The sequence below is a fragment of the Psychrobacter lutiphocae DSM 21542 genome, from assembly GCF_000382145.1.
GTDB classification, from domain to species: Bacteria; Pseudomonadota; Gammaproteobacteria; order Pseudomonadales; family Moraxellaceae; genus Psychrobacter; species Psychrobacter lutiphocae.
On the sequence record NZ_KB907675.1, the window covers coordinates 1 to 13,205 of the forward strand.

Sequence of the window (13,205 nt, forward strand, 5' to 3'; positions counted from 1 at the left end):
CTGTGGTTGTTATGGATGGTGCTCTATGGCATCAACCAAGTTTAAACCTACATAATGTGACGATGCTTAAATTACCCCCTTATTCACCTGAGTTAAATCCATCTGAACAGGTGTGGTCGTATTTGAAACAACATTGGTTATCCAATAGGTGTTTTGATGGTTATGAGGCTATTGTTAATGCTGCTTGCAAGGCTTGGAATAGACTTTGTTCCAAGCCCGAGCTCATTCAGTCTATAACTTCTCGTGATTGGATTGGTTTATAGGTTTATTTATGGAATTGGTATTAGCATTGAGGCAAGAATAGTATTTACAATATAACTATTTTTCATACGGTTAATCCTTTAAAATTGGTTGAACTCAAAAATGTTAATTAATGACTTACTATCGATACAATTTCGGCTATTAAGTTGAGATTGGTTCAAAGTTACTACAAACTTAACGACCTCATTAATGCAAACAAATAAGGCTTTGATTATGAGAATATCACCCGAAGAACAAGCAAGACGTAGAAAATCTTGGGAAAGAGCAAAAGGCAATGTCAGTTTGTCTGGTTTCGTTCCAAATAAACATGCTGAACAATGGGCTGAACGTTTTATACTAGGCTATCAGACTTTGGAGGAGACTATAGAAGGATTTCAGAAACTTGCTGAAGGTAAAAGCCCACTGAAACCAAAGACTCAAGATAAGGACACTAAGTCCTCACAACTCAATAACTCCAAGTAAACGTCTTAGTTGCTAAGTCCTCACCTGTATCAAGATCAAAAAAAGTTAAATCAACACGTTCAGGGTAAGCGATTCTATCCTCAAAACGGTAATAGCCAATACCTTTAGCACTCACGTTACGTTTAGAAATATCTTCAGCCACAGCGATATCTTGAACCTCTAAAGAACAAGCCTCGTTAGGAACAATATTTATATCATGTTTTTGTACAGCGAAATCTGCTGCCCAAAAAGGGAACCAGCATGGGTTATCATCACTACCAGCTACGTTGACTGAAATAGGAAAGCTTTTTGTTTCAAAGTCATATCTACCTAGTATTCTACCGTCCAAAACAATATTTTCTCCCATGAGCCCCTTTTTAGCCTGCTCTTGCTCATAATCATAACGTTTATGACCAGGAATTAAATTTATTTTAACTCGGTAAGGCTGTTCATACTTTGCCATTTCAGCGTGTAGTTGAGGCTTAAGCTGTTCTGCCATTGCGTCCTTCTTTTGAGGGTCTTGTTCATTAAGATACTCTGGATACGCTACATTTAGTCGCTTCTCATCAAACATCTCTTCAGGATGCTGGGCTAAGGCTAAATAGATTAAGTAATTAGAGTCTGCTTCTTTATTGACATCTTGATATAAAGAGGGGTCAAATCCTGAATTACTCATCTCTGAAGCTTCGACTGAATCAGCCTCGTTAACCTCTTGACCATTCATTACTTCAGCACTTTCATCAATAACTTGTATGTCATCATCATTGGTATCAATAGAAGTGTTATCACTGCAACCTATAGTGCTTAAAGACAGTGTTATTACCGACAGTAATGACAGCGTAGACTTGTTAAATTTCATAAATGAATTCCTTTTCTAGTGGTATTTAAAGAATACGGAGCTTAGGAGGATTTTTCTTAGTTCTTTTTCTAATTTTTTCAGCAATTTGTGAATAGGTGTAGTCATACATATTAAGTCTGACAAATAGATACCTTGAAAGCATTTTCTCTATAGCGGTTTCAGGGTGAACTTCTGGTATAGGGTAATTCCCAAATCTCCCTGTTCTACACAGTTTCAAAACGTAAGCTATGACCTCGCATATTTCACTCTCTGATTCGAACGCAGTTAGCGTCTTATGATGTTCAAAATGAATGACTTGCTTAATAGCCACTGGAATAAGATCGCTCATCTTATTAACACTGTAAGTATCAAGCGCACTCCTAAATAAGTCTTTAACGTTGTCTCCAATGTATATAGCCGATACCAGAGTTAGGTAAGCCATGCTTAAGACTGGCAACACATCTTGCAATTTGTACACCCTTAACCCATTCTTCAAATTTAGGGTTATTGATATCTTTAATGGTGCATCTTCGTTGTTCAACATCCGCCTCAATCTGCTTAATGGTTTGCTTGTCATAAGCAAAATCAAAGCCAGCATAGGCGTTATTTAAGAATAATTGACCTTCCTCACCCAGCCTCATACTTTTAAGATTTCTATCAAAATTGAACAATAGGACGTTCGCATCTAGAAGATGCTCAAGTACCTGAATGTCTAAGTAATTTGTGGACGTAAAATCGGGTTCGAAAGCGCTGTCCGTATAAGTAGTGAAATGATGTGTAGGTCTAAAATTTTCTTCGATAAATTCCTTCGCAGTAGCAACGAGTAAGATTTTATCTATGATGTCTAGCTCATCAACTTTAGGTATTGAGTTTAGTTGTTCTGCTATCTTTGCTTTTAGAATGGGTGTTACAAGTCGTATATTCTCTTTCCTTATCCGCTTGCCTTCTTGAGAGCGTGCTATGCGTTCTTCGCATCTTTTTAGTGCTTGTTTGTTATAACAGTCTGAACACTGCCAACTTTCACGATTAAGACGTTTGAACGCTTTTCTATCATAAACTACGCAGTTAGCATCACAATCTACACAGTGGAAATCTTCTACAACGATATGACAGCTATCTTGAATGAGCTCTTTAAATTCATAAAACCCCAAGCCACTTTGTGACATTATGTCTGTGGCGTTATGAACAAATTTTGAATCTTCCCGTAGTTTACGTAACCAGTATTTTTCACAAAGTTGTCTAATCTCATCTGGTAGGTCGTCTTTATACACGATTTGAATTTGCATGGCTTTCCAAAATTCGGAGTATACTCCGTGGATATTGTATCGCACGACTGCGAATAATGCTACTTTTGTTATTGGTAGTCATTATGTCAGCAGATAAGAGAGTTTTAACCTTTGGTAAGAGGCTCCGTGAGGTGAGAAAATCAAAGGGTTTATCGCAAGAAAAACTAGCAGAATTAGCAGGAATTGATAGAAGCTATATGAGTGAAATTGAGCGTGGCGAGTATAATATTTCTTTGCTGAAGCTATATCAGATTTGTGATGCGTTAGAGGTTGAGGCTAGGGATCTTGTATAAGCTGTATAAAAAACGAACTCTTTAGCTTAAATTATAGGATATTCATACGGCTAGCTTGTCTAAAATTATTAATTATAGTTACTAAGTTTATGGGATGTTCAGTGGTTCATATTATTTGTTACAATACTAGGGTGTGTATAGAATTCAAATAAGCGGTAACCAGATATAAGTACAAGCGAGAATAATAGCAGCCTCATAGCTTGATTTAAGCTTATCATAACGAGTAGCTATCCCTCTAAAGTGCTTTAATCTGGCAAACGCATTTTCGACTAAATGACGGCAGCCATATAAGTACCAATCCATATCATCATTATTGCTCTTTGAATTGGATTTAATAGGTATGACGACCTTAGCATTGTTTTCCATAATACATACTCTAATGTCTTGGCTGTCATAGCCTTTGTCAGCAGCAACCGCCTCAGTACTTTCCTTAATCGTCTGTTTGATTAAAGTATTTGCTATTTGCGAGTCATGTACTTGACCACCAGTGACTTCAACACGAACAGGGTTGCCACAAGCGTCAACCACTAAATGAATTTTACTGCTATTGCCAGCAACGCTCTTACCAATAGCTTCATCTTGGTGGCTTGCCGCTCCACAACTATGTTGATGTGCTTTAACAACACTACCATCAATAAATAGCCATTCACCATCGTAGTCTTGCGTGATTAATGACATCAGCTTTTGCCACTTACCCGTAATACGCCAATACCGATACTGTTGATAGATGACGTACCATTTGCCAAAATAGTCAGGTATATCACGCCACGGACAGCCAACTCGTATTCGGTATAACATCGCTTCTATGGTCAGTCTTAAATTGGGCTTGTCATAGACATTAATTTGACGCAATATAGTACGTAGCTTGTGCCACTGCTTGTCTTTGAGCATGGTGCGAGCCATAAGCAATATCTCGGGTTCTTTGTTGTGGTAAACGTGAACTTGAGGTGTTGCTTATCTTTTTTCAACTCCAATTCTATACACGCCCTAACTTTTAATATCAACTACGCTGAAATATCTCGAAGGAAATAATGCGAAATCTACTATATAAAACTAATCTTGGTAAGATGCTAGTTGGCGACTCAGTCGAAATAGCCCAAAAATACTTAAAAAAATATTATAAGGGAAAATTTCAGCTAATTATCACATCACCTCCTTTCCCATTGAATGCTAAGAAGAAATACGGTAATTTAAAAGGTAAGGAATACAAAGAATGGTTCACAAGTTTAGCACCAATATTTGATGAACTACTAGCTGAGGATGGCTCACTAGTTATTGAAATAGGCAATGCATGGGAAGACGGCAGACCTATTCAATCTTTATTACATCTTGAGTGCTTAATGGGCTTAGTTAACCATCCAGAAGCTAATCTGAGACTTATTCAAGAGTTTATTGCTTATAATCCATCTAAATTACCTTCTCCAGCTCAATGGGTGACAGTGAATAGACTAAGAGCAGTTGATAGTTATACTCATGTTTGGTGGTTAGCCAAGTCAGACTATCCAAAGGCGGATAATTCGAAAGTGCTAAGACCGTATAGTAAAAGTATGAAGAGTCTACTGAAACGACAAAGCTATAATTCAGGAAGTAGACCATCGGAACATGATATAAGTAAATCAGGGTTCTTAAAAGACAACGGCGGAAGCATATCTCACAACTTATTTGAGCTTGAACCTATTGATGAAAATCGTGAGGTTAGATTGCCCCATAGTGTTTTAAGCTTCTCAAATACCAGTTCAAATGATTTTTTCTTGCGCCAGTGTAGGGAAAGAGGCATCAAATTGCACCCTGCACGAATGCAAGCTGGACTTATAAGCTTTTTTACGCAGTTTTTAACAGAGGAGGACGATTTGATTTTAGATCCTTTTGCTGGAAGTAATACAACTGGTTATGTTGCTGAGATGCTTAACAGACGCTGGATTGCGACTGAAATAGACCCCGAATATGCTAAAAACTCTATGATTAGGTTTGAAGACCCTGAATTAAACGTAAATCTAACGAAGAATTAAATATATCTAAAGGATATAAAATGCTTAGTGAAAAAATACATGAACTCGCAAGTGGTAATATTTTTGAAGATGGTAAAAAGGAAAACTTATTTGTCGGACGACCCTTTTACCTTGACTATGATAAAGCTCAAATATTAATTGCTGACGCTTGGAAACATCGAGTGAATGGTATACCACAAGGTTCATTTTTATTAGCGTTTTATGAAGGTGAAGACGGCATTGAAGAGGCTATCTTATTAAGAGCTTTAAGACCTTCAAAGCTACCTTCTGATAACGATATTGTGAGCACAATGATTGAGTACTATAAAGAAGGAAGGCCTATACAAGGCAGGGCAGGCTCTGACACCAAGAGTAAATTGGATGACTTCACAAGGTATGAGTTTAGCTTTTCAGGGCTAGAATGTAGAGTATTAGGTACTTATTATAAGACGAAGAATGACAAGGATGGAGACGTTATAGAGTTTGGAGCAGATTTAGAAAACTTTTATTCTGCAAATAACTATAAGGTATATAAAGCATCTGAAGACGTACTTTTCAATATAGTAAATCAACGAGAAGGGAAAAATATTGCTGGCGGTGAAAATGAATCAAAAATTGGTTCAGTAAGATTTAGTTCTAGTCGGAGGTTTCAAAACCTTGAAAATAATGTCGATGTATTCATCAGCCCTAAGGACTTTATAGGCAAGCGTACAGCTTTATTCGGTATGACCCGTACGGGTAAGTCCAATACAGTCAAAAAAATAATAGAAGCCACCGAAGAGATATCAAGCAAAGCACCTTGTAAATTGCAAGACTCAACTCAATCCCAAGAGCCTTTTGAAGAAGGCAAACCCTCTTTTCCAGTTGGTCAAATCATATTCGACGTTAACGGCGAGTATGCTAATGCTAACTTGCAAGATGACGGTACTGCAATATTTGAATTGTTTGAGGATAAAGTTACTAGATATAGTGTTCTTGAGAAAGATGGTTTTAAAGTAATGAAAGTAAATTTTTACGAGGATATAAAAACTGGCTTTGAGCTCATCAAAAATTATTTCGAGGCTAATAGAGTCTCAGGTGATTATATTAACAATTTTACAGCTGTTAGCTTAGAAGAACCTAAGTCAGATAATAAACATGGTTCAGAATGGAAGAGATACAATAGAATAAAGGCGGCTTATCTATGTTGCCTATATAAAGCAGGATTCACGCCTCCAAATAGTAAAAAAGTATATTTTGCAGGTAATGTAGATATTAATAATTTTGAAAATGAGGATGGTGAAGGATTAGACGGTTTAGACCCAACCAAAGGACTTACTTTAGATCAAGCCTCAACTTGGTTTACAAAAACTTGGAAACTTTATAAGCAAAACCCATTTTTCAATACATATGAGAAGAAAAAGGGTTATGAGTGGGCAGACGATGACCTAAAATCAATGATGATATTTCTATCAACCTTTAAGGCTCCTGATGAAAAAAACTCGGTCAGTGGCTATAAAAAGTTACGCAATGAAGACTTACTCCAACTACATACCACAAAGTCTGACAAATCTTTCGAACTTGAAATACCTGAACTGTTAAGAAAAGGCGAGATTGTGATAGTTGACCTATCGCAAGGTTCTCCAGTCGTGCAAAAGCTATTTTCAGAAAGAATATGTCGTTCGGTGTTTAATGATTCAATGTCTAATTTTGTTAAGAATAAAAATAATAACTTCATTCAGTTTTATTTTGAAGAAGCGCATAACCTTTTCCCAAAGAAGGATGAAAAAGATTTAACGGATGTGTATAACAGGTTAGCTAAGGAAGGTGCGAAGTTAAATATTGGTATGACTTACGCAACCCAAGAAGTAAGCTCAATTAGTGCCAATATTTTAAAAAATACACAAAACTGGTTTATTGCGCATCTAAATAACGATGATGAAATGAAAGAACTCAAAAAATATTATGACTTTTCTGATTTCACGGACTCTCTATTAAGGTTTAGCTCGAATAATGATAAAGGATTTGTGCGTATGAAAACATACACCAATCCTTTTGTTGTTCCTGTACAGGTTGATAGATTTTTAGCTAACAGAAAGGGCGATTAATATGGGTACTACTAGCAGAGGCAGAAAGCCTGATGAATGGGCCTCAAAGGTAAATCATACACATATCATTAATGATGATTTTGTTAAGAATTATCTTGATAAATGCTCCTACCCAAAGGATATACAAGAAAAGGATAAAGGTGAGATACTAAAGCTTGTGTATGAGGTAGAAGACGTTGACAACCCTGTAGAACATATCTTAGCTGTCGATGGCGGATATACAGTCATTGAAGTTAATAAGAACTTCCCTTCCTCGGAATTGGCTTTTTTTCAATTCGGCGCTTTACTCTTTGATAAGAAAGACTTGACTAACTTAGCGGTAAAACCTTTTATATTTCCAGAAGATATGCAAAAGTTGCAAAAGCTAAATCGCTTTAAACTTGTACTACCTATAAAAAATATAAACTATCAAAATGAATCCTCTCTAACCAACGCTTTTAGGAGGACATTATACGAGTTCTTTATGGACTTCGAGGGTATATGCTTAATGGAAACGCTAAAATGGTTCCTATTCGAAACATATAAACCCAAAAATGACGGTAGTAGAAAAAGTTCTGAGTGTCAGTTAGAATTTTATACTCTAGGTCGTAATCCAAATAATAAACAAAAGATGGGTAGTATAGATTTGGTTTTAAGTGAAATATCTGATAACTATACCTTTAGTCATGAAGATGGCGATATCTATCTAACAGACGTGTTCAGATTTCATGAAGTTATAGATGATGAATTGGGTGCATCTGGTGTTTTAGGCTATGTTACTAGGCTAGTCGAGCAGATCATCATCATTCATTTTATTAAGGATATTTACCAATTAAAACGAGCATTACTTAATAAATTTTTATTCATCGCTGACGGGCCTTTAAGCTTTTCAGGTCAGACCGCTAATATGCATAAGCCTGCAAGAAACTTGTGTAACTTCTTAATTGATAACTATAACCTTCACTTAGTAGGTATTGAAAAGAGTGGTGCATTTGTAGATCATGCACGCAAAATATGTGTGAAAAGCGTACCTGACAACTTTACCCCTAAAGATATAAGTGGCGAAGGTTCAAATAAAGATACGAATGCGTCAAATACGACAACGAGCAGGGGCTATCTTGAGAAAAACCACTATCTGATTCCTAGTAATGAGTATATCTATACATACATTACAATCGGTGATGCCAAAAGAATGCTATATGGGAGTACCTCCTACTATAGCGGTAAGGTTGTATTCCATTCTAATGACGGTCAAATCATCGTGGTATCGATACCAACTAATGATAAGGAGGATATAGTTAACCCGTCCAAAAGTAACTTTAAAAATATCGATGTCATCTTGAAAAACATCGCACTATTAAGGTGTGATATGTACGATGATTCTATAGTACCAATTGCTTTAGCTAATAAGCTGGTTTCTCTTGCAAACCATCCAAGTCAGATATTAATTGATAAGTTTGCGTCGAGTAAATTTACATGATTTAGTAATAGGTTTGTCACTATTGTCAGACCAATATAAATTCAATACATCGTTAACCTCACTTAACTTATACCAGTATCGCTTCCACTCGGCTACCTTGTCTCGACCTTACCTGAAATGAACTATACCCTGAATAGTTTAATTTATCATAAATAAGGGTGGTCGAAATTGTTATTACTAATCTATGCTTATTCTACTTATTAAGTATCAATAACTAAATTCGATAAAACATATTAGTCTGATAAACAGGTTTCTAGCTTCATAAAAGTAGTCTAGTATACTGCTTATCTACTTCAGCCCCTTTCTATTTATTGAGTGGAGTCCTTAAATTATAGATATTTTAAATCAAATTTCCTCTTAAATTTGATGAGATTCTTTAGATTGCAAAGAACATAGAAGTAAAGCACACCGCTATTAGAGATAATATCCATGTCATGATATCAGACTTTTATATTGTGAGATCTAATACATTGTGGCTTTAGGTATAGACGGGGATAAGTTACTTGAAAGTTTATGAGTTTAGCGACCCTCAAAAGAAAGTAGCTACTTTACGTTGGGTAGTGATAAAAAGGTTAAGCTATCTATTTATTCTTGATTATTGAAAGAGCCTTAAAAGCCCCCATTTATAATTTAAGACTATTGTTAAATATTAAGGGTAAAAAGATGCATTACAGTTGGGATGTTGATCGGGCTGAAAACCATATAGATAAACTATGTGACCAAGTTAAAGAACTCGAAATAGCTAAATATACTCGTACAATTAGTTTAAGTAATATTCCTGTGAACAAAGCTTATGAAATGGATGCAGTTCACATCTATGTCGATATTTTAAATCTTGATGATTTGCTAGTTAATGAGAATGGCAATGAAAACGAAACTTCACACAAAAGAGCTATTAGATTTTTTGATTCACACTTTAGAACTATCAGATATATATTAGATGAGTCGGAATCTTTGTTTGTAGATTTCCATAACCAGAGACTTCATGCAGTAGTCACAAAGCCTTACGATAGTGAGAAAGAGCGCCTAGATAGAGCAATTGCCATTAGCGATTTAATTATGAATGCTGTCGATCAGAACAAGAAAGATAGTAATGACGACTATATAAATGCAGCGACTATACGGATAGGTATTGATTCTGGTGTTGCTTTAGCTGTTAATAATGGTCGAGCTAAAAACAAAGAGCCTTTGTTTTTGGGTAATCCTGCCAATCATGCTGCAAAGCATGCAGCAGGTGATAAAAAAGGGATTTACCTTACTTCTAATGCAAGGGATGTTCTTGAACTATCCAAAGTGGCTGCTGACAAAACTAAGATAACAAAGTTAACTTCTGATGAAATCAAGCTATCCGTTGATAGAACAATCTTGCCTAATGATTTATGTCTAGAGGCTGTTAATGAGAATGCACCTAAACCCAAGCTATTAAAGGACTTCCAGTTTTCACGAGCAGCATCACCTTTGAATGATTTTGATTTTACTAAGTACTACTATAAAACTGCTAAAAGACAAGAGTTGGTTTCTTTATATGCTGATATTGATGGGTTTACAAATTATGTGAGTATAAATATGAACTCAGAAGAAGGTAAAAAAAATATTGTACGCTGTCTACATGTCATTAGATCGGAAATGGATGATTGTATAAATCGTGATTTTAAGGGTAGAAGAGTACGATTTATTGGTGACTGTATGCATGCCATTATCTGTGAAGGTAATACTAAGGATACAGATAGATTGAAGACAGTTGAGGTTAGCACCGAAGCTTCGGGTGGTATAAGAAGTAGTTTTAATTTATCGTTAGAAAAGCTTCATGAAATATTTGGTATACAAACCGATGGCTTAGGTTTAGCTATTGGTTATGAATTGGGCGATGTATCTAATCTTAGAGTTGGTCAAGAAGGTTTAGATAATAGTACGCGTTTTTCATTGGGGATATCTACTATAGCTTCCGAAACAGAACAAATGCAGTGTGAACAAGAAACAGAGACACGTATCGGTAAAATGGCTTTTAAGGTTTTAGGAGGATCTAAATATGCAGATTTATTTTCTGATAGGTCAGCTACAGACATAACCTTTGAGCGTATTGAAGAGGTTGATAGTACGGTAGATGATGAAGCTATAAACGAAAGCTCAATATACGACCATATTTATTCTTCAAAATCTGCTCCATCAAATGATGAGTTTACACCAACCCGACCTGCATTAAAGCCCCATGCCCAGTTTAAGTGATCTTGAGCAGTACCTTAAGGCTACTGGTATAGCTTCCAAAAAAGACAATGAATCTACTCTGTGTTTTGAATTGAATGTGCCGATGTCTAGTGGTAAAAGAAAGGCCTTCGAGCTAACCGCCTCTCAATCTGGTTCTGGATTGTCAATAAAGGAAAGTGGTGGTTGTTTGCCGAATTTTTGTCCTAACAGACATATAAACATGGGTGGTGACTTTTGCTTGGGGTTTGAAGTAGATAGCTTACCGATACATGATTGGGTTTCTTATCTTAAAGACTATTTAAGAGCTCAGGAGTACGTAAGTAAGCATAGAAAATGGCCAAAGCAGGTTAAAGAGTGGAGCCATGGTCATGCAGCATATTATCAAGAGCTTGTAGAGCAGGACTTACTCAAGCTGAGGAACAATGATATCAGCATCGACTTTAAAAAAATTGAGCTTAGAGAAGTCAGTCCTGCCAAATGCTATCCATACAAACCGCATTATCATCTGTACTATGATTCGAAGCTTATTGCGACAGGTACTGAAGATAAGATACTAAATAAGAGAGCCTCATGTATTTGTATCAAGGATGGTAGTGGAAAACGTAGACATAAAACGGTTGGTAACTGTAAAAATCAATGTTCGAAAACCCTCTACCAAATTCCTTTTAATGAAAAAAAGAGAATTTTGGAGGAAGATAAGTTTTGGGAGTATTTTAAGGACGAGAAGTGCTGTATGACCATGAACGAGTGCAAACTAAATAATAATATATAGGGAGTTGTTATGTCGCTATTATCAAAATTTAAAGGTAAAGAGCAAGCTGTCATAAATGAGCTATTAAAGCAAAAATTGGTTAATGGGAACAAGGATTTTGCAGCTGCTATCGCACAAAAAGGTCAGATTGTGGGCTTTGATGCTGGTGATAGCATCATCACCCAAGGGGAGCATGATCAAGATGTTTATTTCATAATTGCAGGTCAAGCCAATATGATTATTAATGGCTCAGAATTATATTCTCGGGGACCAGGTATTAGTATTGGTGAAATGGCAGCAATAAACCCTTCAAGAGCTAGGTCGGCAACATTAATTGCTACCCAAGAAGCAGTTGCTGTTAAAGTCGATGTTGATTCGTTTATTGAATTAATAGAAGCTCACCCAGAAGCTTACAAGTTCATATCAATTGATTTGGCTGATAGGCTGGAGCAGAGAAACGATTTAATAAAAGAATGTAATCCAAAACCTCGCTTGTTTATCGTCAGTACCGCCGAGGCTTTATCAGTAGCCGAAGATATAAGGCTTAATCTAGATTATGAAGACATAGACGTGACTCTTTGGAGTCAACCAGATACGTTTCAGGCTGGTTCTTATGCATTAGAGTCTTTGGAGAGGGCAATTAAAACCCATGATTTTGGTTTGGCTATTATGAGTGCTGATGATATTGTTGTATCAAGAGAGGTAGAATTAGCTGCACCTCGTGACAATGTTATATTTGAATTGGGGCTATTTATGGGCTCTTTGGGTAGAGAACGTACTTTAATAGCTTTTCCACGGGGTCATGAATCTAAGCTTGCTAGTGATTTACAAGGATTAACGCCATTAACATACAAAGATAACGGTGAACAACTCGATACAAAAAATTTAGCAATACAACTTGTGAAAATTATTGAAGAGAAAGGGGCTCGGTAGGCTTGTTTTGAGTTATTTATTTAAGCAACTGTCAATAACAAATTTGTTTTGCATCAATCGATTAATTACGACTATAAAATAATTTATAAAGAAGTATTCAAGTTCATAGAGTATGAAACTTTATTACCCCAAAATGTAACAAGCAGCTGTGTTAAATAGAACTCAGTATGATACTTTATTATTTTTTACTCAAATTGTGAGGTAATAAAATAAAGGGTTTAGCTTAATCTCAGTATGATAGTTTATTACTCGCTGACACTTAATGTCAGCGAGTAATAAACTATCATACTGAGTAATAAAGTATACGCCATACGCCAATCTCAACTTAGAATGTAGGCGGTGACTCATGAGGGATTTGACTCCCTTCCTTTTCCAAAGCATAGGTATCTACACAATTGGTAACAGCTCATAAACCTGTTAGAATAAATTAGTATGGCATAGAGAAAATGGAGCTAGATACGAGGCTCATTAAACGATATCAACAACTCGTACGTAATCACACACACCTAAATGGTTATCTACACACAGGTATGAAAGCTACCATTAATAATCAAAGTAGTTTCGCTCAAACACAAGCATTATGGCGTTTTATTCACAATGATAAAGTCAGCTACCAAATGCTTAACGAACCCTTGATGGCAAATAGCTTACAAGGGTGTAGCG

General features: G+C 36.1%; 12 protein-coding genes. 9 read left to right on the forward strand and 3 right to left on the reverse strand.

All coding sequences use genetic code 11. The annotated features are described in order from the left end of the window. Positions 1-263 (forward strand): transposase (locus H140_RS0113020; RefSeq protein ID WP_019674089.1); only part of this gene is annotated, 263 nt, incomplete at its 5' end. A 187-nt stretch (positions 264-450) separates the two neighbouring features. Continuing rightward, a complete protein-coding gene (locus tag H140_RS0113025) occupies positions 451-723 on the forward strand; it encodes an antitoxin VbhA family protein (RefSeq protein ID WP_167320799.1) in 273 nt (90 codons plus the stop codon). On the opposite strand, the gene H140_RS0113030 is transcribed toward H140_RS0113025, so the two are convergent. Next, positions 707-1,561, reverse strand: coding sequence for a hypothetical protein (locus H140_RS0113030; RefSeq protein WP_019674091.1), 855 nt, complete (start codon positions 1,559-1,561; stop codon positions 707-709). The two genes, H140_RS0113025 and H140_RS0113030, sit on opposite strands and share 17 nt — an antisense overlap. Before the next feature lie 371 nt (positions 1,562-1,932). After that, positions 1,933-2,826 (reverse strand): hypothetical protein, encoded by an 894-nt coding sequence (locus H140_RS0113040; protein ID WP_019674093.1) that lies wholly within the window; start codon positions 2,824-2,826, stop codon positions 1,933-1,935. 83 nt (positions 2,827-2,909) lie between these two features. Between H140_RS0113040 and H140_RS0113045 the strand changes: the two genes are divergently transcribed. After that, positions 2,910-3,119 carry a helix-turn-helix domain-containing protein gene (locus tag H140_RS0113045; RefSeq protein WP_019674094.1) on the forward strand — a complete coding sequence of 70 codons (210 nt, stop codon included), beginning with the start codon at positions 2,910-2,912 and terminating at the stop codon, positions 3,117-3,119. A gap of 144 nt (positions 3,120-3,263) precedes the next feature. Here the strand turns inward: H140_RS0113045 and H140_RS0113050 are convergent, their stop codons facing one another. Continuing rightward, positions 3,264-4,022, reverse strand: a complete 759-nt coding sequence (locus tag H140_RS0113050; protein WP_019674095.1) for an IS5 family transposase — start codon at positions 4,020-4,022, stop codon at positions 3,264-3,266. Positions 4,023-4,150: 128 nt separating this feature from the next. Between H140_RS0113050 and H140_RS0113055 the strand changes: the two genes are divergently transcribed. The 6 genes from H140_RS0113055 (at position 4,151) to H140_RS0113080 (ending at position 12,542) form a co-directional block, all read left to right on the forward strand. Continuing rightward, a complete protein-coding gene (locus H140_RS0113055) occupies positions 4,151-5,128 on the forward strand; it encodes a DNA-methyltransferase (protein ID WP_019674096.1) in 978 nt (325 codons plus the stop codon). Between the two features lie 20 nt (positions 5,129-5,148). After that, on the forward strand, positions 5,149-7,194 hold the full coding sequence (locus H140_RS0113060) for an ATP-binding protein (protein ID WP_019674097.1): 2,046 nt from the start codon (positions 5,149-5,151) through the stop codon (positions 7,192-7,194). Position 7,195: 1 nt separating this feature from the next. Further along, a complete protein-coding gene (locus H140_RS0113065; protein WP_019674098.1) occupies positions 7,196-8,653 on the forward strand; it encodes a DNA double-strand break repair nuclease NurA in 1,458 nt (485 codons plus the stop codon). A 591-nt stretch (positions 8,654-9,244) separates the two neighbouring features. Continuing rightward, on the forward strand, positions 9,245-10,879 hold the full coding sequence (locus H140_RS14750; protein WP_156819198.1) for a transcriptional regulator: 1,635 nt from the start codon (positions 9,245-9,247) through the stop codon (positions 10,877-10,879). Then, on the forward strand, positions 10,863-11,630 hold the full coding sequence (locus H140_RS0113075) for an E2 domain-containing protein (RefSeq protein WP_019674100.1): 768 nt from the start codon (positions 10,863-10,865) through the stop codon (positions 11,628-11,630). The genes H140_RS14750 and H140_RS0113075 overlap by 17 nt, the downstream gene beginning before the upstream one ends. 9 nt (positions 11,631-11,639) lie before the next feature. After that, positions 11,640-12,542, forward strand: coding sequence for a TIR domain-containing protein (locus tag H140_RS0113080; protein WP_019674101.1), 903 nt, complete (start codon positions 11,640-11,642; stop codon positions 12,540-12,542). The last annotated feature ends 663 nt before the right edge of the window (positions 12,543-13,205 follow it).